At 61.1% G+C, this 20,143-nt stretch carries 20 protein-coding genes and 1 pseudogene; 12 read left to right on the forward strand and 9 right to left on the reverse strand.

The annotated features are described in order from the left end of the window. Positions 1 to 39: 39 nt before the first annotated feature. The gene (locus RQ479_RS00400) at positions 40 to 423 is read right to left on the reverse strand and encodes a YybH family protein (protein WP_376703707.1); all 384 of its coding nucleotides are present in this window, start codon (positions 421 to 423) and stop codon (positions 40 to 42) included. 152 nt (positions 424 to 575) lie between these two features. Beyond that, a complete protein-coding gene (locus RQ479_RS00405; protein ID WP_376703708.1) occupies positions 576 to 1,325 on the reverse strand; it encodes an SDR family NAD(P)-dependent oxidoreductase in 750 nt (249 codons plus the stop codon). A gap of 96 nt (positions 1,326 to 1,421) precedes the next feature. On the opposite strand from RQ479_RS00405, the gene RQ479_RS00410 reads away from it, so the two are divergent. Beyond that, positions 1,422 to 2,315: a LysR family transcriptional regulator gene (locus RQ479_RS00410; RefSeq protein ID WP_376703709.1), complete on the forward strand. Its 894-nt coding sequence runs from the start codon at positions 1,422 to 1,424 to the stop codon at positions 2,313 to 2,315. 73 nt (positions 2,316 to 2,388) lie between these two features. Here RQ479_RS00410 and RQ479_RS00415 read toward each other — a convergent pair whose 3' ends face one another. Further along, positions 2,389 to 2,811, reverse strand: coding sequence for a VOC family protein (locus RQ479_RS00415; protein ID WP_376703710.1), 423 nt, complete (start codon positions 2,809 to 2,811; stop codon positions 2,389 to 2,391). Between the two features lie 217 nt (positions 2,812 to 3,028). Here RQ479_RS00415 and RQ479_RS00420 point away from each other — a divergent pair, with 217 nt between their 5' ends. After that, the gene (locus tag RQ479_RS00420) at positions 3,029 to 4,231 is read left to right on the forward strand and encodes an MFS transporter (protein WP_376703711.1); all 1,203 of its coding nucleotides are present in this window, start codon (positions 3,029 to 3,031) and stop codon (positions 4,229 to 4,231) included. A gap of 121 nt (positions 4,232 to 4,352) precedes the next feature. Here RQ479_RS00420 and RQ479_RS00425 read toward each other — a convergent pair whose 3' ends face one another. Then, complete coding sequence (locus tag RQ479_RS00425) at positions 4,353 to 5,255, reverse strand: sigma-70 family RNA polymerase sigma factor (RefSeq protein ID WP_376703712.1); 903 nt, start codon at positions 5,253 to 5,255, stop codon at positions 4,353 to 4,355. Positions 5,256 to 5,461: 206 nt separating this feature from the next. Here RQ479_RS00425 and RQ479_RS00430 point away from each other — a divergent pair, with 206 nt between their 5' ends. The 7 genes from RQ479_RS00430 (at position 5,462) to RQ479_RS00460 (ending at position 14,563) form a co-directional block, all read left to right on the forward strand. Further along, positions 5,462 to 6,868, forward strand: a complete 1,407-nt coding sequence (locus tag RQ479_RS00430) for a DHA2 family efflux MFS transporter permease subunit (RefSeq protein ID WP_376703713.1) — start codon at positions 5,462 to 5,464, stop codon at positions 6,866 to 6,868. A gap of 434 nt (positions 6,869 to 7,302) precedes the next feature. Then, positions 7,303 to 8,496 (forward strand): acyltransferase family protein, encoded by a 1,194-nt coding sequence (locus RQ479_RS00435; RefSeq protein WP_376703714.1) that lies wholly within the window; start codon positions 7,303 to 7,305, stop codon positions 8,494 to 8,496. A gap of 2 nt (positions 8,497 to 8,498) precedes the next feature. Next, on the forward strand, positions 8,499 to 9,602 hold the full coding sequence (locus RQ479_RS00440; RefSeq protein ID WP_376703715.1) for a glycosyltransferase family 2 protein: 1,104 nt from the start codon (positions 8,499 to 8,501) through the stop codon (positions 9,600 to 9,602). Positions 9,603 to 9,650: 48 nt separating this feature from the next. Then, entirely contained in the window at positions 9,651 to 10,637 is a 987-nt protein-coding gene (locus RQ479_RS00445) for a glycosyltransferase family 2 protein (protein WP_376706067.1), read from the forward strand. A 9-nt stretch (positions 10,638 to 10,646) separates the two neighbouring features. Then, on the forward strand, positions 10,647 to 12,431 hold the full coding sequence (locus RQ479_RS00450) for an ABC transporter ATP-binding protein (protein ID WP_376703716.1): 1,785 nt from the start codon (positions 10,647 to 10,649) through the stop codon (positions 12,429 to 12,431). Between the two features lie 1,089 nt (positions 12,432 to 13,520). Further along, complete coding sequence (locus tag RQ479_RS00455) at positions 13,521 to 13,745, forward strand: hypothetical protein (protein WP_376703717.1); 225 nt, start codon at positions 13,521 to 13,523, stop codon at positions 13,743 to 13,745. 110 nt (positions 13,746 to 13,855) lie between these two features. Next, a complete protein-coding gene (locus RQ479_RS00460; protein ID WP_376703718.1) occupies positions 13,856 to 14,563 on the forward strand; it encodes an SOS response-associated peptidase in 708 nt (235 codons plus the stop codon). On the opposite strand, the gene RQ479_RS00465 is transcribed toward RQ479_RS00460, so the two are convergent. Together RQ479_RS00465 and RQ479_RS00470 are read right to left on the reverse strand one after the other, a co-directional pair. Then, entirely contained in the window at positions 14,560 to 14,820 is a 261-nt protein-coding gene (locus RQ479_RS00465; protein WP_023677293.1) for a hypothetical protein, read from the reverse strand. The genes RQ479_RS00460 and RQ479_RS00465 overlap by 4 nt on opposite strands. Before the next feature lie 3 nt (positions 14,821 to 14,823). After that, on the reverse strand, positions 14,824 to 15,084 hold the full coding sequence (locus tag RQ479_RS00470) for a hypothetical protein (RefSeq protein WP_254819421.1): 261 nt from the start codon (positions 15,082 to 15,084) through the stop codon (positions 14,824 to 14,826). Between the two features lie 135 nt (positions 15,085 to 15,219). On the opposite strand from RQ479_RS00470, the gene RQ479_RS00475 reads away from it, so the two are divergent. From RQ479_RS00475 to RQ479_RS00485, 3 genes are all read left to right on the forward strand, one after another. Beyond that, positions 15,220 to 15,444: a hypothetical protein gene (locus RQ479_RS00475; protein ID WP_376703719.1), complete on the forward strand. Its 225-nt coding sequence runs from the start codon at positions 15,220 to 15,222 to the stop codon at positions 15,442 to 15,444. A gap of 274 nt (positions 15,445 to 15,718) precedes the next feature. Continuing rightward, entirely contained in the window at positions 15,719 to 16,333 is a 615-nt protein-coding gene (locus RQ479_RS00480) for a hypothetical protein (RefSeq protein WP_376703720.1), read from the forward strand. A gap of 241 nt (positions 16,334 to 16,574) precedes the next feature. After that, positions 16,575 to 18,200, forward strand: coding sequence for an AIPR family protein (locus RQ479_RS00485; protein ID WP_376703721.1), 1,626 nt, complete (start codon positions 16,575 to 16,577; stop codon positions 18,198 to 18,200). 673 nt (positions 18,201 to 18,873) lie between these two features. Here RQ479_RS00485 and RQ479_RS00490 read toward each other — a convergent pair. The 3 genes and pseudogenes from RQ479_RS00490 to RQ479_RS00500 all read right to left on the reverse strand — a co-directional run bounded on the left by RQ479_RS00490 (position 18,874) and on the right by RQ479_RS00500 (position 20,121). Beyond that, positions 18,874 to 19,023, reverse strand: a complete 150-nt coding sequence (locus RQ479_RS00490) for a hypothetical protein (protein WP_023677295.1) — start codon at positions 19,021 to 19,023, stop codon at positions 18,874 to 18,876. 14 nt (positions 19,024 to 19,037) lie between these two features. Then, positions 19,038 to 19,361: a DUF2934 domain-containing protein gene (locus RQ479_RS00495; protein WP_376703722.1), complete on the reverse strand. Its 324-nt coding sequence runs from the start codon at positions 19,359 to 19,361 to the stop codon at positions 19,038 to 19,040. 128 nt (positions 19,362 to 19,489) lie between these two features. Beyond that, positions 19,490 to 20,121 (reverse strand): annotated as a pseudogene (locus RQ479_RS00500) (BA14K family protein). Positions 20,122 to 20,143: the final 22 nt, after the last annotated feature.

Genomic DNA, 20,143 nt, shown 5'->3' on the forward strand with positions numbered 1-20,143 from the left:
CTGGCGCGCCTTCCGGTGCAGAGATGCCGGAGACCGGCTCTAGCCTTGCGCAGTCAGCAGGTTCGCATCGCGGGCCAGCCGCCACTCACCGTCTGCCTCCTTGCGCAGGAGCGTCAGCGCATGTCCCGATCGATGGACCGGCTCGCCATTCGGCGGGGTCGCGGTCATGTCGATGCGGCTGCGGATAAAGGCCCAATTGCCGAGAAGCTGTAGTTCCACGATATCGCTCGTGCCGTCGATATGAACGCCGGCCGTCTCCTGCGCGGCTGCCGCGAAGATCTCCTTGTCGAAGGGTTCCCTGCCGGGAACCATGAAGATCGCGTCGTCCGTCATCAAGCTGAGGACGGTCGCAATGTCTCCACGCTTGCTCGCATCCATCCACGTCCCGACCAGCTTTCGGATTGCTTTTTCGTCGTCCGTCATCCGTTACCTCCCTGGCATTGTGCCGTCATCGATAGCGCACGGCGCTCCTCCCCCGCCGAAACATAGGGCTTGGATCGCTCTTGTCATCGATTGCAGTGCGTCGCGCGGCGTGGGGCATGCTCCGCGAGCCGGCAGGTCCGCGGCCTCCATGCCTATCGCCAGCCGCCCGAGGCAGTGATGCGCTCGCCGGTCAGCCATGACGCCTCGTCGGAAGCGAGGAACACCGCGACGCGGGCGACGTCGTCGGGCAGGCCGAAGCGGCCGAGCGGGGTCATGGCGACGATCTGCTTCTCGAATTCGCTACCGACGATGCCGATGCGCGCGAGACCTTCGGTATCGACGCCGCCGGGCGCGATGGCGTTGACGCGGATGTTGCGGGCGCCGAGCTCCCGCGACATCGACAGCGTGAGCGTGTCCACCGCACCCTTGGTGGCGGCATAGACGAGCGAGTTCGGCTGCGGATTGCGGCTGGCGACCGAGCTTATGTTGATGATGCTGCCGCCGCCCGGGCCAAAATGCTTCACTGCTTCTTGCGTGGTCAGAATGATGCCCAACACATTGGTGTCGAACTCACGGTGAAACTCGGCCTCGGTCACCGCTTCCAGCGGCTCGAACGCGAAGACGCCGGCATTGTTGACCAGTATGTCGAGCCCGCCGAACTCTGACTTCGCCGCCTCGAACATGCGGCGCACGTCGGCCGATTGCGACACGTCGCCCTGGGCGGCGACGGCGCGGCCGCCACGGTCCTCGATCTCGGCGACGACGCGGTCGGCGCCTTCCCGTGACGAGGCGTAGTTGACGATCACCGCGGCGCCGGCCGTGGCAAGACCCTTGGCGATGGCGGCGCCGATACCCTTGGATGCGCCGGTGACGATGGCGACCTTGCCGTTCAGCTTGCTCATCAATCTCTCCTTTGTCGACGATGAGCGGTATTTAATGATGATCAAAAAGCGTATTAGGATCATCATGATCCATTCTTTCGTGCCTGGAATTCCGGAATGACGACCATCCTCGAAAAGACTGCCGGTCTCGTCGCCTTTGTCCGAACCGTGGATGCCGGCTCATTCCATGCCGCCAGCCGGCTGATCGGCTCCAGCCCGTCGGCGGTGTCGAAAAGCGTGGCGCGGCTCGAGCGCCGGCTCGGCGTCAGGCTGATCCAGCGCTCCACGCGTCGGCTCGGGCTGACCAGCGAAGGCCTCGCCTATTACGAGCGGGTGGCGCCGCTGCTCAGGGCGCTGGACGATGCCGAAGACATCGTGCAGATGGCCGATACGGCGCGTGGGCTGCTGCGTGTCACAGCCCCGGTCGAACTCGGTCGCGGCCTGATCGCGGCATGGGCCCAAGCGTTCCTTGCGCAGCATGGCGAAGTGAAAGTCGAGCTCAGCGTCACCGATCGCCACGCCGATCTGATCCGCGAAGGCTATGACGTTGCTGTGCGCATGGGGCCGCTCTCAGACACCGGGCTCGTCGCGCGCAAAATCGCCAATCTGCCGATCGTGCTGGTGGCCTCGCCGGCCTATGTCGAGCGGCGCGGCCGTCCGGCATCGGTCGAGGGTCTGGCGAACCATGACTTCATCCGTTACCAGATGGCTGGCCGGCCCTATCCCATCGCCTTTGCCGACGGTACGGTGATCGTGCCGGTTGGGCGGTTAGATACCGACGACGGCGGTGCCATCCGCAATGCGGCACTTGCCGGCGCCGGCATCGCGCATCTGATGCGGTTTGCCGTGCAGGACGATCTCGACACGGGCCGCCTGGTCCGCATCCTGCCCGAGGTGGCGATGCCAACCATGCCGGTGCACATCGTCCATGCGTACGGGCTACAGCTACCGGTCCGCGCGCGGCTGTTCGTCGACTTCCTGGTGGGCCAAATGGCGGCACTGACGCGATAGGGCGGGGCGGAATGACCTCCGCAGCCGATCCGACGCCGTCGCAAGCAAGATTCTTGCCCCCATCGCCCGATCATCAGAACGTGATCTTCACTGACTCGGCGCTGCGGTTGGCCGGGCCGTGATGGACGGCCTCGATATTGTTGCCGTCGGGATCGAGCAGGAAGGCGGCATAGTAACCGGGGTGATAGTGCTGCCGCTCGCCCGGCGCACCATTGTCGGTGCCGCCGGCCTCAAGCCCGGCCCTGTAGAAGGTATCGACCATCGCACGGTCCTTTGCCTGGAAGGCAAGGTGATGGCGGCCGGTCAGCTTTCCCTGGGCTGCCGGGCTGTCGGGGCTGGAGATGAACAGCTCGTCGGCCCAGAAATAATCAGTGCCGGCGCCACCGATCGGTACGCCGAGCACGTTGAGAACCGCCTCGTAAAAGCGCCGGCTGGCCGCAAGATCCCTGACCACCAACTGGATGTGGTCGATGAGACGGCCGCGATGAAGTTCCATGCCCGATAGCTCCTGATCGCCAGGCTGGAAATCTAGCTCAGGACGATGCACGGTCAATGGAATGGACCAATTGAGCGGCGCAATTTCCTGACTGGATAAAAAATGCAACCGGATTGTCGGATTCAAAAGTTGTCCAACGTCCTTCGGACGCAAGCGGCTCGGCGAAGCTCGAAAAAGTCGTGCCGTATCAACGCTTCCGGCATGGGAGAAAATTGAAATGAGCCTTCCCTATCGTTGGGTTATCGTCGCGGCTGGCGCGCTGATGACCTGTGTCGCCCTCGGGGCGATGTTCTCGCTGGCGATCTTCCTCGAACCGATGGCGCTCGACACACAATGGTCGCGCGCCGGCATATCGAGTGCCATGACGCTGAACTTCCTTGTAATGGGTCTCGGCGGCTTCGCCTGGGGCGCCATTTACGACCGCTTCGGCGCCCGCATCGTCGTCATGACCGGCGCCGTGCTGCTCGGCCTGGCGCTGGTCCTGGCCAGTCGCACCGGTTCGCTGCTCGTTTTCCAGTTGGCCTACGGCGTGCTCGTCGGCCTCGCGGCAAGCGCCTTCTTCGCGCCAATGATCGCGCTGACCTCCGCCTGGTTCGACACGAACCGCAGCCTTGCGGTCTCGCTGGTCTCGGCCGGCATGGGCGTGGCGCCAATGACCATCTCGCCCTTCGCCCGCTGGCTGATTTCGGCCTATGACTGGCGCACCGCGATGTTCGACATCGGCATCACGGCGTGGGTGCTGCTTCTGCCGGCCGCGCTTCTGGTGCGCCAACCGCCCAAGCCCGCGGGCGACGGCGCTGCCCCAAGCGTTGCCGCCGAGGGTGCCGGCATGACGGTTCCGCAGGCGTTGCGCTCGCCTCAATTCATCGTGTTGGGACTGACCTTCTTTGCCTGCTGCGCGGCGCATTCGGGGCCGATCTTCCATATGGTGAGCTATGCCATGCTGTGCGGCATAGCGCCGATGGCGGCGGTCAGCATCTACAGCATAGAGGGCCTGGCAGGGCTGGGTGGCCGGCTGCTTTACGGCGTGCTTGCCGATCGGTTAGGCGTCAAACCGGTGCTGATCACCGGGCTGGCTATACAGGCCGTGGTCATCGCCGCCTATCTGGCGGTTAGCGAGCTTGGTCAATTCTACACGCTCGCTGTCATCTTCGGCGCCACCTATGGCGGCGTCATGCCGCTCTATGCGGTGCTGGCGCGCGAATATTTCGGCCAGCGCATCCTCGGCACGGTGTTCGGTGCCGTAACCATGCTGTCCAGCCTCGGCATGGCTTTCGGCCCGCTCGCCGGCGGCATGGTGTTCGATGCCTATGCCAGCTATTCTTGGCTGTTCATCGGCTCGGCTCTTGTCGGGCTTGGCGCGATGGCGATTGCGATCGCCTTCCCGCCGCTGCCGCGCCGGGAGTTGCAACCGGCTTAAAGCAGGATCGGTGGAAAAGGGCGGCCGCTTGAATGGCAAGCGGCCGCAATCCAAAATAGCTGGTGCGTCTCCAAGGAAGCGGGCTGGCCCGTGCTCGGTTCGATATTCTGAGAGAGAATTGCTATGCCCTCAGAGGCACCACTTCGGCGCCATCAAGCGTGTAGCGCGCATAGCGGAAATCGCGGATTCTCGCCAATCTGTCGTCCGCCCATTCCAGCAAGATAAAGTATCTTGGCCCTCCGGCTGAGTCGTCCGGATCGATCACCAGAATGGCTGGGTGCCGATCGACCAGGCCTGGAAGCAGCCGCCAATCGTGGATACTCGCGTAATTGTGGAAGTACCGGCCCACTTTCGTGCGACCACTCACCCGGAGCCGGTTGACAAGGTCAAGCCGCACGTCCTCGGCCAGCATGTCGCGGATCGCATCGAAGTCGCGGGCGTTGAACCGCTCTACATAGGCTGCCAGACGCGCCCGCTCGGGCTCGGCCAACAACGGCACGGGCCTATCGTCAGGCTCGCCGGCGACTTCGCGCAGGCGCAGACGGCCGCGATGAAGCGCGGCCTTCACCGCCGGAACGCTGCTGTCGATAATGTTGCCGATTTCTTCGAGCGTATAGCCGAGCACATCCATGAGGATGACGCTGCTACGCTGCGCGGCGGGCAGGCGCATGAAGGTCTGCAGGCTTGCGGCTGCAGTGTGCCGACCCTCGGCCGACATGCCGGGGTCAGGTATCGTGTCGATATCCTCGACGGCATGCGCGGCATCCACCCTGGCGCGACGGCGTAGGTGGTCGAGCGCTGCATTGTGCGCGATGCGGAACAGCCAGCCCTCGACATTGGCTATCGGCCCGGTCCCGGGGAACGCCTCGAGCGCCTTGACCGTAGCTTCCTGGACGACATCCTCGGCATCGATCACCGAACCGGTCATTCGGGCGCAATAACGGTGCAGTTTCGGCCGCAATTCGCCGAGCAGCCGGTCAAATGGCTCCCGTCCTTCTGGCGTGCCGGGTGTGGATCCGGTCATCGCACAAGGGTCAATTTCATGCGTATCTCCCAGGCAGAGGCGCCCGCCATCGGGCGCAGCGTCCTATAGACGCTCGACGATGGCAAAAGGATTCGGTCGAAAAAACTTTCCTTAGCTGGAATCCTTTGGGGGTGCCTCCCCGTCTCTGCATCGTGGGCCCTGCGAACCTGGCGGGCCCTCTGTTCAAGCCGGAGGCATCCATAGTCATGAGCAAGCAAAGTGCGGCATCAACGAAGGTCTGGGTTCTCGCCCTCACGTCGATAGGATCCTTAATGGTCGTTCTCGATGCGATGGTCGTGGCGACCGCATTGAGTACGATGAGGGTCGAACTCGATGCCTCGCTGGAGACGCTGCAATGGACGATGAACGCCTATAATTTGAGTTTTGCCGTCCTGCTCATGACCGGGGCTGCGCTCGGTGACCGATTCGGCCGACGCCGTATGCTCGTTGCCGGATTGGCGTTGTTCGTCGCAGCGTCGGTTGCCTGCGCGCTCGCCGGAAATGCCGGATTGCTGATTGCGGCCCGTGCGGTTCAGGGCGCGGGTGCTGCAATGGTCATGCCGCTGGCCATGGCGCTGCTGAGCGTCGCTTTCCCCCCGGAGGAACGAGGCAAGGCGCTGGGTATCTTCAGCAGCATCACTGGCCTAGCCCTGATCATCGGCCCGATGGCGGGCGGTGCGATCTCCGAAGGCCTCTCCTGGCACTGGATCTTCTGGCTCAATGTTCCGGTCGGCATCGTTCTCATCCCGCTGGTGATGCGTCGGATTCCGGAGAGTCACGGGCCGGGCACGTCAATCGATGTTCTCGGCGTCGTGCTGGTAACTGCGGCAGCATTTGGAGTGGTCTGGGGTCTGATGCGCGGCAACATCGTGGGCTGGAGCAACTCTGAAGTGCTGTCGGCGCTGACGGCCGGGCTGCTTCTCGCCATCGCATTCGTCCTTTGGCAGTTGCGTACCCGTGAGCCCATGCTGCCTTTGCGGTTCTTTCAGGCGCGCGCATTCTCCTCGGGCGTAGGAGCGAACTTCCTGCTCTGCGCCGCCATGTACGGGCTCGTATTCCTGTTGCCGCAGTTTCTGCAGTTTTCCCAGAGCCGTGGGCCGCTCGGCGCGGGCATGGGATTGCTGCCCTGGACCGCCACGCTTTTTGTTGTTGCACCGATCGCCGGCAGCCTGATCAACCGCGTCGGCGAGCGCTGGCTTGTCGTGGCCGGATTGATCCTGCAGGCAGCCGGAATGGCTTGGCTGGCGCAGATCGCAGCACCTGATCTGCCCTATATCCAGCTAGTCGCCCCGCTGATCATTACCGGTGCCGGCGTATCGATGGCCATGCCTGCCGCGCAGAATGCGGTTCTCAATGCGGTCGCGCGGCCGGAAGTCGGTAAGGCTGCCGGCACATTCAACACATTCCGCTTTCTGGGCGGTGTGTCGGGGATCGCGATCGCCGGTGCGGTGTTCGCCGGGACCGGAAGCTTCGCGTCTACACATGCCTTCAGCGATGGCTTCACCTCGGCAATCGACGTCTCCGCCCTGCTCTCGCTCGCCGGTGCACTCGTCGGAGTGGGGATCCCGGAGCGTCGCACAGTGGGGCTCGCGAATGCCAGCAAGGAGGCGTAACTCGGAGCGGGGCTGGAGGCTCGCGCGCTTGCTCCCGCTGTTGTCGCGCTAACAGCTGCTGCGCCAGCGCAGCAGAAAGGTCGCCGAGCATCGGTCGCCAGCCAGTCCTTGGGGGCAGTCTCTGCCCAACCCAAGATCGGTCCGTACGGGGGGCGAACATGCTGCATCGCAGCACCCTGCCGCCGATATCGGCGGGCAAGGCAGCGCGTGAAAATCGTCAAAAATGGACAATTCGGGCTGGTTTCCGCTGTTTTTTGTGCTCTATTAGCCGCGCCTCACGTTCCTGTTTCAAATGTGTCAACTTTTTGTGTTGCGTTGCACAATGGTGGCCCTATTCTGCGTGAGGGGGGCGCTTCCGATTGGAAATGCGCCGTGAACGACGCCGCCATGTTGACCGATTGGCAGTTTCGCCGTCCCGCCGGCGTACGCCGCTAATGGGAAATGCGCGCGACACCCAATTGGACGCGCTGAGGGCCATCGCCGTGACGATGGTGCTGTACGCCCACTTCTTCGCGGCCGGCGGGTCCTCGTTCTGGGGCCATATCGGCGTGCGGCTATTCTTCGTGCTGAGCGGCTTTCTGATCACGCGACTGCTGCTGGAAGCCAGAGCGGCCGCCGAATTCGAAGCCGGACCGGCGCTGAAATCCTTCTATATCAGGCGAGCGCTGCGGATATTCCCGCCCTATTTCGCCGTGCTGGGTTTTGTCTGGCTGGTGGACCTGGAGCAGTCCAGAGGATCGCTGGTTTGGCATGCGCTCTATCTGTCGAATTTCTGGTACGCAGCGCAGAATGAATGGACGCCTTGGCTGCTCTGCCATTTCTGGAGCCTGAGCATCGAGGAGCAGTTCTATATCGTCTGGCCGCTGATCGTCCTGCTGGCGCCGCGCCGGCGCCTGGAATCGATCTGCATCGGCGTCATCGTGCTGTCGCTGGCCTATCGCTTTTATTGGCCGATCGCTGGAACGCCCGGTTTGGCGCGCGACCTGCTGCCGCCGGCGTCGATGGACGCATTGGCGTCAGGCGCGCTGCTTGCCGCCTACCGGTCAAGAACAACTGGCTTGCCGCAATGGATTCGAGGTGGCTGGCCGGGGCTCGCGGTGGCGTTTTTCGTTCTGCAGTGGTTTGCGCCGGCGCCGGCAAATCCGGTGCAGGAATGGGGCCTCTGGTTGCTGTTGCAGATCCTGCCTCTCGTGCCGCTGGTGGTCATCGTTGCAAGCTGTTCGACAGGAGGTGGCGGCTATATCGGAAAAGGTCTCGAACTGCCGCCGCTGCTTGGCCTTGGCCGCATCAGCTACGGCGTCTATCTGTACCACCCGATAGTGCTGGCGTTGGTCGTCAAGTCGCAGCCCTGGATCCCGCTCAACGTCTCGGAACAAGGGCCGGGACGGTTCCTGGTCACGGGAACGGCGACGCTCATGCTGGCCTCGGTCTCGTGGCTGCTTTTCGAGAAGCCGCTCAACAGCCTCAAGCGCCACTTCCCCTATGTTGCTCGAAAGGGCCGCGGCGCCATCCCGGCAGGCATCGACGCCGGCAATGCCGGATGGGTCGCGGCGGGAGCATATCTGGGCAGGCCGCTCGGTGGCGCATCGCGCTTGCCTCGCAAGCTGCACCGAACCGATCGGAGCTGATCATGGCTGCTCCGTTAGTGTCCGTCGTGCTGCCGATCTACAATGCGGGACCTTACCTCGCCGCTGCGCTGGGCAGCATCCTGCACCAGGATTACGAGCGTGTGGAGGTCGTCGCCATCAATGACGGCTCGACGGACAACTCGCTGCAGATCCTGCAGAAATATCGCCAGGCCGACAGCCGCATCTCGATCATCTCACGCGAAAACCGTGGCCTGATCGCAACGCTCAATGAAGGCTTGGCCGTGGCCCGCGGCGATCTGGTTGCCAGGATGGATGCCGACGACATCGCCTATCCCCGACGCCTGTCGCGTCAGATCGCGCTGTTCAGCCAGCAGCCTGATCTTGCGCTGTGCGGTGCAGGCTTCGACACCTTGCTCGGCAACCGCGTCGTCAGGGGCTCGCCCGATCCGATATTCCAGGACAATAGCCTGCGGATATTGTCGATGTTCTTCACGATCTTCATGCATTCCACGGTGGTATACAACAGGAATGTCATAGAAGAAGACGTTCTATATTACGACACGAGCTACAAGCATGCCGAGGATTTCGACCTGTTCAGGCGGCTGACCGCCCGCTACCCGGCAGCCATGATCCCCGAAAGCCTGATCGCCTATCGTATCCATGACGACAGTGTGACCAACAGGCACAAGCGCGAAATGCGCGGGACGCATTTGAAGATCGTCGCCGAGAACCTCGAGCGCGAAGGGCTCGCACAAGAGACGCAAGACCTCCGCGACATCGGTGACGTCCTGTCGATGGACACGGTTCGCCGTGCCGCCGAATGGATCCTTGCGCTGGAAGAAAGGATTGCCGCGCTGCCGGCCGAGACGCGGCCGAGCTACCAGGCCGGCACGCTGAACCTGTTCTATTTCCTCTATCAGCTGATATCGGGAGAAAGACAGCCGCTGCTGATGCACGAATTCCTGACACGGACCGCGAAATGGAAGCTCATTCGGCGCCGCGAGCAATACGTGTTTCGCACCGGTGCCTTCGCGCCGCGCTTCAGTCTCGTCTCGATGTCGGTCACCCGGCAGGTGGATGCCCTGTCGCGTTATCTGCAATCCGTGCCGGCCGCGGCGGTTTTGCCTTCCCCTGAGTTGAGCTAGCAACGCATGTTCGTCAAATCGCACCAGCTCCAGCAGCGCGGCCGCTCGATGATGCCGGCGGCCATGTCGCCGCGGCCGCAGCAAGGACCGGCGCCGGCGGTCAGCTTCATCGTCTGCACACGCGACCGTGTCGCCGTACTCGAGCCCTGTATCAGCTCGATCCAGGCCGCGTGCCGCGCCCATGCCGACTTTGCCGCCGAGCTGGTGGTTGTCGACAACGGCTCGACCGACAGCACGGCCAAGCGGCTGGCCAGCATAGCCGAACTGTCGGACATCCCGTTCACCGCCATTTGCGAGCCGCGACCCGGATTGGCGGCCGCGCGCAACGCCGGGCTGGAGCGCGCGCGGGGCCGCGTGCTGGTCTTCGTCGATGATGATTGCGCGGTCCACAAGGATTATCTGCGCGATCTGCAGCGGCACTATGCGGCCGGCGAACGGGTCATCCGCGGCGGCCGCGTCGAGATCGGCGATCCCCGCGACCTGCCGTTCACGATCAAGCGGTCGCCGGTGCGCGCGCGGCTTACCCCTGATGTCCATCCCGGCGGCTTCGTGCTTGGCTGCAACATGACGATGCACCGCGATGTTGCCGCCCGCATCGGCCGTTTCGACGAACGGTTCGGCGCTGGCGGCCCGCTGCGCTCCGCCGAGGATACGGACTATCTCGTGCGGGCGGTGCTGCTTGGCATTCCGGTCGAATATGTGCCTGACATGACGATTTACCACCATCACGGCCGACGCGACCGCAAAGCCATCGAAAAGCTGCATCGCGACTACAGCATGGGCAATGGCGGGCTTTGCCTGAAACATATCCGCCACGCGCCGTGGCTGCTTCGCCATTTCTACTGGTCTATGAGGGCGGCCTTACGCGAACTGAGGAAAGGCCCGCTGTTCGACCGTGAACTCAAGCTGTCGCACTGGCCGATCATCGGCATGAATCTGCTCGGCGCGGCCAAGTTCGCGGTGCTTTTGCTGGCGAAATCGCCCAAGACAACGGAAATGCGACAGGAGCAACAGGCAAATGCCGAGGCGAGGTGATCCGCCATTATGCGACTGATGCCGCCCAGCCTGCCGATGCTGCGCCGCGCGCTCGGGCAAAAGCAGTTGCGCCTGCTTCCGGCCGTGGTGGTGCTCGGGCTGCTCAGCGCCGCGCTCGAAGGTTTTGGTATCGGCCTGATCATCCCGTTGCTGAACATAATCATGGGGCAGGGGCAGACCGGCATGGCTGGTTTTTCCGCCGTCTTCCAGCATGTCGGATCGAGCCTGAGCGAGCGCGACCGGCTGATCGTCATATCGGTCGCCATCCTCGGCTCGATCGTTCTGAAGAATCTGTTCGCCTACGCCAACACGCTGCTGACCACCTTCATCTATGGCAAGGCCAGCCATTCGATCCGCAGCGCGCTGTCGGAGCAGTTGCTTAGGGTAGGCTACCCGTTCTTCCTGCAGCAAAGCCCCGGACGGCTGCTCAACATCATCTCCAACGAATCCTGGCGGGCCTCGGATGCCATCCAGATCACGCTGGGGGCAATCGTCAACGCATCGGCCGCGATCATCCTGTTGGCTTTCCTGCTGCTTTTATCGTGGCAGATGACGTTGCTGGTCACGCTGGGGCTGGCGCTGGTGCAGGTCGCGCACGCCGTGCTGTCGGCCAATCTGAAGGCGCCGAGCCGCAGCGTCGCCTCCCGCAACAGCCAGCTCGCATCGCAGATGTTGCATCTGGTGCATGCCGGACGGCTGATCCGCATCTTCGGCCAGGAGCAACGCGAGAAGGCGGCATTCGACCAGGCGTCGGATGCGGTGCGCCGGGCGGCGTTCGTGCTTTTGACGCGCCAGGGAGCGTTGCCGCCGCTGACCGAGGTTCTGCACGCCATGCTCTTCCTGGCGGTGGTGATCGGCGCCTGGTTCGCCAATGTCTCCTTCCCGCTGATCGTCGCCTTCGTCATCCTGCTCTACCGGCTGCAGCCCTATATGCGGTCGCTGCAAATGGCCTGGAGCCAACTGCAGGGCCTGAGCGGATCGCTTGAAGAGGTGACGTGGATGCTGGATCCATCCGGCAAGCCCGAGCCGCCGCAAGGCGACGCGGCGTTCCCCGGGCTCAGCCAAGGCATCAAGTTCGAGGACGTCACCTTTACCTATTCTGGTTCGGAACAGCGCGCGGTGGTGCTGCATGCGGCGAGTTTCGACCTCCACAGCGGCCGCTCGACCGCGCTGATCGGCCGCTCGGGCGCCGGCAAGACGACGATCGTCAATCTCCTGTGCCGCTTCGTCGAACCGGATAGCGGCAGGATCCTCGTCGATGGATCGCCTCTGGACCGCATCGACCCCAGCCAATGGCGAAAGCATATCGCGCTCGCCAGCCAGGAGCTGGAACTGGTGGACGGCAGCATTTTCGACAACATCATCTACGGCCAGGACTCGGCTTCCGCCGACGACGCCGAGCGCGCGGCAAAACTGGCCGAAGCGCATGGCTTCATCGAGCAACTGCCGCAGGGCTACAGGACGGTCGTCGGCTACCGCGGCGTCAATCTCTCGGCGGGACAGCGGCAGCGGATCGCGCTGGCCAGGGCCCTGGTGCGCGATCCCGATATCCTCATCCTCGACGAAGCCACCAATGCAGTGGACGGGCTGTCGGAAGCGGCGATCGTCGAGACGCTCAAGTCGCGCGCCGGCCGTCGCACCACCATCGTCATCAGCCATCACCGCAGCACCATCTCGTTCTGCGACGACGTCGTGATCCTGAGCCACGGCCGCGTGAAAAAGCAGGCGCCCTTCGCCGCGCTTGCGACGCTCAGCATGGACGAGCTTTACCAGCACGAGGCGCTGGAAGGCTGAGGCTCCGAACCCGCTGCGTGCGCCCGCTGGACGGTCGTCTCGGATGTCAAGCCAGGTCAAGCATCGCAGGGGCGAGGAAGGCCCCGCCATGCTTCTCTGCAGGATTTCTGGGATGGTGAGTGATCCCGAGCTTACCCGCTTTCGATCTGGAGCGTACAGAACCAAGGGTCCGCCTGCCAAATCCAGCAATGGCAGGTGGACCCTAATCAGCGCATGAAGGGCCTGATTCTGCGCCGATGTCTCCTCAAGGAGGTGACGCCATCAACTGAAGACGGCCGCAGTTGTTCCCGACGCCGGCCGTACACAAGACCATTGCGCAGGCAGGTCAGACTTAGGTCCCTGTAAACGGGCATCGCTGGCTGGAGTGAACAGCGGATCGGCTCGGTGGTAGCGGAACTTCGGCCGGAGGTCGACGCAGTTATTGGTTCCGGCATGACCGGCTCGGCGCTGATCAGGGGCGGCGATCGATCCCCGCACGGCTGATGCGGAGGGGCGCTTGCATTCCTGCGGAGTGCCCCTCCAATCCGGCGCCAAGTGAAGTTGTCCAAGCCGGTCCGTGGCCCAGTGGTTGTCAAGGTGTTGCTAATATACAGCACAGACAGCGCTCTATGAACGGCGTCGCTTGGAACCGCTACCTCCGACCAACCGTTAGTGTCACAATGACGAAACCAAAAAGTGAGGCTGACGATGGACCCGCTGCAAAACAACACGTTGGAGATCTGGTGTCTTGCGGCCGTTCCGCTGTCACTGCTCCTTACGGTGTTATTAGCCGGATTTATTCTTTAGCTGAACCCAACGAGGCCGGCTTGGCGGACCAGGCCTGGAAGACGAAAACGACGGCCATTAGGCACGCTAGGCGTCGCGGATACCCCGTGGCGCCAGGCCGTGGCAGCCTTTTCCAACGTTGCCACAATAATCGGCTCTTTCGAGCGGTCCGGTCGCGGTGATTGCTCGCGGCCCGTTGCAAGGGCGAGCATCCGAGCTCGTACGTTTTTTACACAATCTCTGATTGGTGGACTCGCCCGCCGCCCTGGACGTTAATTTTGCGTTAGCGACAGGAGGGGGGAGATCGCTAAAGGGAGGAAGAAAATGAAAGAAAACTACGATCTGACGATCGATTTCGACTACGACGACGAACCTTACGACAGCAAGCCTTACGATCTAGCCACATTCGCAAGGAAGCACGGGCTCAACATTCGAGCCGCCGAGCTTCTTCTTTTCGCCAAAGGCCCGTCTCGAGCGGCCTGCGATGCCGCGGCGAGGGCTTTTCTGGCGGCAGTCGCCGCACAAGCCATGAGACAATCGGCGCGGTAGGTCTCACAACCATTGCTGACACGGCCTGCCGTGTCAGCAACCCAACGGACAGCGCTGGAAATTCCGGGCCGTTTCCAACAAGATGCCTGAGCATCCGGGAACGGCCTGAAATGTGCAATCTTTACAATATCACGACCAGCCAGCAGGCCATTCGCCAGTGGACACGCGCCTTGCGTGACATCCTCGGCAATCTCGAACCCTCCATCGACATCTATCCCAATCAGCCCGGCCCGGTGGTGCGCAACGCGCCGGATGGCGAACGCGAACTGGCCAATCTGCTGTGGGGCATGCCGACGCCACTGGAGCGGGTGAAGGGCAAGGCCGACTATGGCACCACCAACATCCGCAATCCGCAATACGGCCATTGGCAGCAATATCTCGGCATCGAGAACCGCTGCGTGGTGCCAGTCACCAGCTTCGCCGAGCCCAGTCCGACGCCCGGCAACAAGGACCCCGAGACCGGCATCCAGCGCAACTACTGGTTTGCACTCGGCGAGGACCGCCCGCTGTTCTTCTTTGCCGGCCTGTGGACGCATTGGCAGGGCATTCGCAAGGTCAAGGACGGCCCCGGCGATCACCAGGTCTATGGCTTCATGACGACCCAGCCCAACGCGCTGATCGCGCCGATCCACGACAAGGCGATGCCGGTGATCCTGACCACGCCGGAAGAAACCGAGGCCTGGCTGACGGCGCCATGGTCGGAGGCAAGGCACCTGCAGCGCACGGCGCCCGATGATGCGCTGGTGATCGTCGAAAAACCGGCGACGCAGATCAAGTTTCCGCCGCAGGCACCACCGGCGCAAGGCTCATTGTTTTAGCGCTTGAATTTCTGCAGCACCCAGATGTAGCCCTTGGGCGGATGATCCTGGTCGATGAACTGCGTCTTCACCGTCGTGTCCTTGCGGCTGCATCGCTTGCACCTGAACCTGATGGCTTCCAGCGGCTTGTTCCAGCCCACCACCTGGGCCACGTCATTCGCCCTGAAGCGCCCGACGTGGTAGCAGTGGCCGCATTCCACGATAAGCAGCATGTTGGCCTTGGCGGCACGCCCAACGCTGTCCATCGGCCCGGCCATGGCTCATTTCCGGGTCGAGTAATCCTCGGGGAGGGGAAGCAGGCCAAGCTCCGCCATCCGATAATCGGGCTCCTTCTCCGCGACGCTGGCCAGCACCTCGTGCAATTTCTCGACAAGCCCGCAAAGCTGCCAGAACAGCTCGCCATGCGCCTTCAGATGCAGCTGCGACGACAGCACCGTCCGGCGCAGGCTCAAAGCGTCCCTGATGATCGCCTCCGCATCCCTCGCCGACAGCCGGTCGAACCGGCTTTTTCGTCTGCCCATCGCGGCTCTCCTCGATTTGTGAGCAACCGCCCCGCCTACTGACAAATAGGAAGGCATTCCTCGCAGAGTCAATTCGCTCTTGACATTTTTGTTCCCGTTTTGTTCAATTTCAACAGGAACGCTGGAGGCATCATCATGGACCACATCGTGACACCGGACAGCCGCCAGGAGGCCGCCCTTCAGGCCGTCGCCGACCAGTTCATTGCCCAGCACAAGGGCGATGCGGTGAAGGCGCTGAAGGAGATGATCGTGCTGAATGGGCATCTGCAGGATCGGTTGGATGCGGTGGAGGGAGCGCGCAGGGCGAGAGGCTCATCCACCATCTCTAGCTCAACTTGCGAGGTCGTTGAATTTCCTTAAGAGCGCCTCTTGCAGAGTCTGATCGGTGGTCAACGCCAGACCGTAATCTTTCAAGTATATCACGATGACATCTGGAATGTGTTACGGAATACCTTCCTTTGCGTGAAGTCGACCGCAGGACTTCCTTTCGCCTACAGGAGCGGAACGGGCAGCCTTGGTCCATATGTGGAAGACGGCGCGCAGCCGGTATATACGAAGACGTGCTGGTGATTCGGCCTAGTAGAACTAGCCGAGCGATAGCATAGACCCGCAGCGATGAGCGTATGGTACAACAATGTCTGACGAAGCGAAAAAACACGCTGCTGAATCCGCTAGTCGCCTTTTTAGAGCTTACGAGCGCCACTGCTTTCAACCAGACCTGGATACGCTCTTTGCTACATTGACTGCGATACACAGCCTCAACGACCGTTTGAAAAAAGCTGTCGGCTATGATTTTCACAAGTTTGAGGAGTTTCTTGCCCTCAAAGCCCTGCGCAACCTAACGCATCATGCGGAGGAGGTGCGCGCAAATGTGCGTGTTGTCCCAGCGCCAGGGTTCAGCGACCTCATGCTCTGCATTGTTCGCCGAGATCAGGTGGAACGGGCGATCGCGGGGGTCGACGAGAGGTGGCGCGCCGGCACGAAGGCTGCCTGTGAGAGGACTTTCCACTGGTACGGGCCGGCTGTGAATATTAATCCCTGCATCTTTAATTTCATGGTTCATGCCTACGAGATGCTGGAAGACGCAGAGATGACGTCTGCGGACGAAGCTACTGAAACGTTTAGGGCGGCTTATCAATTCGAGGCTGATAACGGTCATTCGCACTTTGTCGACGGCCGAATCTCAGGGCGTGCCGGAGATATTGAATCTATCCTTTCGGCTGTCGCGGCAGAGTTGCCGAAGCCTTAATCACCCGAATACGCAAGGCAATCGGACGATTGCTCCCGCCCCCCTCGACTGGTTGATACAAGCGACAGTTATCACGAGTGCATCGCGACGCGCGCTAGACGCGACGTAGCGGCGCAGAGTGCTCGGCGGCCCGATGGGTTCAGAAGAATTCTCATTAACACCCGCCACGTCGATTGATATCACCCGCAGACGCGCTACTGTTCCTCCGATTTTGTGATCATACATCAAATGGGAGGGGCGAATGAATCCGGTAGTAAAGGCACAATTGAAGGCGTTCGAGAAGGCAAACCCTGGTGCTGGCTTATCTGAAAACGCATTATTTGAAGTCTTTTCAATATTTTCCACAGCAAACGGAATACTAACTGAGAATATTGACCCCTTCTCGGCTCATCTAGGCGGGGAAGAGTTCGGATTAGACGGCATTGCCATAATGGTGCAAGGTGAGTTGTGCGAAACCTCAGACGAGGTAAACGGAGCACTCAGCACGGGTAAAAACCATTCCGTTGAATTTAATCTTTTTCAATCCAAAACCAGCGAAAAACTTGATTACGGCGATCTGTCGAAGTTTTTTGATGGATCACACTCGTTCTTTGCAAACACGTTTGTGAACCCCACCGACAGAATAGCCGACCTTATGGCTGCTAAAGATGCGGTTTATAGTGCGGCTCTCAAGCGAAATCCGATACTCCGCTTATTCTTTATCACGACCGGGCCAGGTGAAGTTAGCAAACAAATAAGACAACTTATTGACACCAACAAGACTCGTCTACTCGATTTAAATCTTTTTGACGATGTTGAGATTGATGTACTTGGCGCCAAGGACATTCAAGCAGGATATCGCTCTGCAACGAATTCAATATCGGAAAAGATAGATATAATTAAGCCAATTACCTTGCCCGATCACCCCTCTGTCGAGCAAGCATTTCTTGGACTTGTGTCCGCCGAGCAGCTTGTGCAGCTGGCAACAATTTCCCCAAGCGACGAGAACGATCGTCGGATTAATCGGGCCGTTTTTTTCGACAATATCAGGGACTTCAATCCAAACTCCTCGATTAACAAGGGCATCCTTCAAGAGCTTAGGGATGGAAAGCAGGAGTCGTTTATTTTCAAAAATAACGGCGTTACCGTCGTCGCGAAGGAGATAAATAGAAAGGGCGACACATTTGAACTTGACGATTATCAAATAGTCAACGGGTGCCAAACGAGCAATATTTTGTTTCAGGCTGGCAGCGACGCACAGGGTGTGTTTGTCCCATTTAGGCTGATTGGAAGCAAGGATTCCAACTTCGTATCGAGCATAATAGTTGGAACAAATAAACAGAATGAGGTGAAAGACGATCAGTTTTGGGCCCTTACGCCATTTATGAAGGACCTAGAGGAATATTGCCGAGAACAACTTGGTGATATGCGCCTATTTATCGAGCGTCGCGAGAACCAATACAGGAGTGAAGCGATAGAGAGAACCCGGATTTGTCGGCCGAGCGATCTCGTTAAATCAATTTCAGCAATGTTTTTGTTTCAGCCTCATCGTTCAGCACGCGACTACAGGGGAATTAGGCGGGAGTTCTCAAGCAAAATTTTCCAAGATTCACACTCAGTCATCCCGTACCATGCGGCTGCATTTTCTGCCTATCGAACAGACTTTGCAATTAGAAATAAGAGGGTACCCAGCTCCTGGGGGATATATAAATACTATGTTCTTTCATCTTTGGGCAAAAAACTGACAGGAGGTCAGGAGATTTTTTCCATGAAAAGAGCAAAACAGGAATTGATATGCAGTGAAACAGTCCAGATTTTCTCTGACGAACAGAAAAATGATCGACCAATATGGGAAGGTTGCCGGCATATTGGATATAATGATCAATAATAGTTCCGCTAGTACGAGAGAAAAGATACGCGATTTTATTAGGACTGAATCCGTCTCTATTCAGTTTGATAATGAGTTTGGCAATATTCCAGCATAATCTTTTCCTCCGCTGTTTTCCCTGAGACCCGGTCCAGCTTGCAATCACAGCCTGGCGACCTCATCCTGGCAGGGGCAGCCCTTTCGCTACCCTGCCACCACCACGTTCCCTTCCCGCGCGGCCGCCCTGCCGTTGCGATAATCGTGCGGCCCTTCTGCACGGAGTGCACAGACACAGGTTGCGCATGGTCGCGAGAGCGCCAGGTCTGCCTGTCCCGCCTCGACATAAGACATAGAGCGGCACCTTGCCCGCGCCCTGGGGAAGATCCAGCACGTAGTTTGCAGATGCCCGACCGGCGCGCGCAAGGCGCTGAACCAGCGCCGGCCTACTCGCACTGCGGCGCGGGCCGACGGAATAGGGCTGAAGCAGTATTGCACGTGGTGGGACGGAAGCTGGGCGGCGCCGGTTTCATACGGCGGAACGTTGCCATCCATTGGCCACGTGTCGCTCGCTTCGACATAGCTGGCGCCACCGTCGGCAGGCTGAGCGGCGCAGTCGGCAGCGCCGGCATCGGAATAGGAATTCAGGTTCCGCCAGGCATCCGGCGCGGCTGCCTGGCAAGCGACGGCACGCCCCTCAATGCCTCTTGAAATACTGCACCTCGCGTTCGTGCTTCTCCGCAGCCTCGCGGGTGTCGAACGTCCCGAGATTGCGGCGCTTGCCGGTCTTTTCGTCCTTCTTGCGCGAATAGAGGCGGTACTTTCCGTCTTTGAGTTTTCTGATCATCTGTCACTCCTTGGCTAGGGCCGCTGCTTCCCCTTGAGGTTGCGCGCGGCTTGTTCGATCGCCGCCCGGTCGTTTCCCAGCCTGTCGATCAGCTCCTGCGCCTGTTCGCCCGATATGCCGGTGCGCACCGCCAGGGCCTCCACCGTCAAGATGTCCGAGCTCGCGACCTCGCGGGTTTCCGGCAGGGCATCGCCTGCCGTCAGCGGCAGGGCTGCCTCCCTGTCGATCTCGGCCTCGGCCCGGTGCCAGTGCCGCTCGGGATCGCCATGGATCCCACCTTCACGTTCCCAGATCTGGTATGCGCGCTCACGAATCTTGTCTTCCCGGTCGTCGCCCATGTTGATTTCTCCTTTGGGTATCGGATGAACGCCGCGCCAACCCGAACGATCCAAGAAATCTGCGTGATCGTGGGTGGGGTCGCACAAGGCGCCATGCACTGCGGTCGCCAGCCCACCCCCGCCCCCAACTACTCGCACTGCCGACGCGGTTCGCCGGAATATGGCTGATAGCTGTTGTCCTCCGGCCGATATGAGCGGTAGCGGCTGAAGCAGTATTGCACGTGGTCGGATGAGAGCTCGGCGGCCCCGGGTTCATCCGATGGCGCGTAGCCCTCCACCGACGACGTATCGCTCGCCTCGACGTAGCTGCCGTCATCAGTGATGTCGAGATAGGGCGAGATGCAGGGGCGCTGTTGGCCGCTGAGGTGTAGCGGTTGTCGTCCGGCCGGTAGGAGCGGTAGCGGCTTGCGCACCATTCTACGTGCGCGGCGGGCAGCGCTTGCTGCTCTTGCGCTGCCGGCTTGACGGAGCCGGTGACGGCAGTGTCGGGGGCCGGAACTGCGGCCGTGTCGGCGGGTTTCGCGGTGCGATCAACTTCCGAGGTGCGAACGGGGACCGGGCGGGCCGGGAGGCGCTCAAGGCGCTGGGAGGCCGGGTTTACCGGGCGCGGATCCTTGGCCCACAGTTCGGCGACGCTGGAGACCGGGGCGGCCGGCCGCACCGGCTTGGCTATCAGAAGCCAGGTGGCGAATGCGAGGCCGCTGCCGAATACGGCAAGCGTCAGGGCGAAGCCGCCAAAGATTGCGAACAAAGCTTTCATGCCGCGCTCCTTCGCCCCCGGT

The sequence above is a fragment of the Mesorhizobium sp. ISC25 genome, assembly GCF_042295465.1.
Lineage (GTDB): Bacteria > Pseudomonadota > Alphaproteobacteria > Rhizobiales > Rhizobiaceae > Mesorhizobium.

What these genes read in the sequence shown, in the direction of transcription:
- RQ479_RS00400 (WP_376703707.1), bottom strand. Translation starts at nt 423, where the DNA reads ATGACGGACGACGAAAAAGCAATCCGAAAGCTGGTCGGGACGTGGATG.
- RQ479_RS00405 (WP_376703708.1), bottom strand. Translation starts at nt 1,325, where the DNA reads ATGAGCAAGCTGAACGGCAAGGTCGCCATCGTCACCGGCGCATCCAAG.
- RQ479_RS00410 (WP_376703709.1), top strand. Translation starts at nt 1,422, where the DNA reads ATGACGACCATCCTCGAAAAGACTGCCGGTCTCGTCGCCTTTGTCCGA.
- RQ479_RS00415 (WP_376703710.1), bottom strand. Translation starts at nt 2,811, where the DNA reads ATGGAACTTCATCGCGGCCGTCTCATCGACCACATCCAGTTGGTGGTC.
- RQ479_RS00420 (WP_376703711.1), top strand. Translation starts at nt 3,029, where the DNA reads ATGAGCCTTCCCTATCGTTGGGTTATCGTCGCGGCTGGCGCGCTGATG.
- RQ479_RS00425 (WP_376703712.1), bottom strand. Translation starts at nt 5,255, where the DNA reads ATGACCGGATCCACACCCGGCACGCCAGAAGGACGGGAGCCATTTGAC.
- RQ479_RS00430 (WP_376703713.1), top strand. Translation starts at nt 5,462, where the DNA reads ATGAGCAAGCAAAGTGCGGCATCAACGAAGGTCTGGGTTCTCGCCCTC.
- RQ479_RS00435 (WP_376703714.1), top strand. Translation starts at nt 7,303, where the DNA reads ATGGGAAATGCGCGCGACACCCAATTGGACGCGCTGAGGGCCATCGCC.
- RQ479_RS00440 (WP_376703715.1), top strand. Translation starts at nt 8,499, where the DNA reads ATGGCTGCTCCGTTAGTGTCCGTCGTGCTGCCGATCTACAATGCGGGA.
- RQ479_RS00445 (WP_376706067.1), top strand. Translation starts at nt 9,651, where the DNA reads ATGATGCCGGCGGCCATGTCGCCGCGGCCGCAGCAAGGACCGGCGCCG.
- RQ479_RS00450 (WP_376703716.1), top strand. Translation starts at nt 10,647, where the DNA reads ATGCGACTGATGCCGCCCAGCCTGCCGATGCTGCGCCGCGCGCTCGGG.
- RQ479_RS00455 (WP_376703717.1), top strand. Translation starts at nt 13,521, where the DNA reads ATGAAAGAAAACTACGATCTGACGATCGATTTCGACTACGACGACGAA.
- RQ479_RS00460 (WP_376703718.1), top strand. Translation starts at nt 13,856, where the DNA reads ATGTGCAATCTTTACAATATCACGACCAGCCAGCAGGCCATTCGCCAG.
- RQ479_RS00465 (WP_023677293.1), bottom strand. Translation starts at nt 14,820, where the DNA reads ATGGCCGGGCCGATGGACAGCGTTGGGCGTGCCGCCAAGGCCAACATG.
- RQ479_RS00470 (WP_254819421.1), bottom strand. Translation starts at nt 15,084, where the DNA reads ATGGGCAGACGAAAAAGCCGGTTCGACCGGCTGTCGGCGAGGGATGCG.
- RQ479_RS00475 (WP_376703719.1), top strand. Translation starts at nt 15,220, where the DNA reads ATGGACCACATCGTGACACCGGACAGCCGCCAGGAGGCCGCCCTTCAG.
- RQ479_RS00480 (WP_376703720.1), top strand. Translation starts at nt 15,719, where the DNA reads ATGTCTGACGAAGCGAAAAAACACGCTGCTGAATCCGCTAGTCGCCTT.
- RQ479_RS00485 (WP_376703721.1), top strand. Translation starts at nt 16,575, where the DNA reads ATGAATCCGGTAGTAAAGGCACAATTGAAGGCGTTCGAGAAGGCAAAC.
- RQ479_RS00490 (WP_023677295.1), bottom strand. Translation starts at nt 19,023, where the DNA reads ATGATCAGAAAACTCAAAGACGGAAAGTACCGCCTCTATTCGCGCAAG.
- RQ479_RS00495 (WP_376703722.1), bottom strand. Translation starts at nt 19,361, where the DNA reads ATGGGCGACGACCGGGAAGACAAGATTCGTGAGCGCGCATACCAGATC.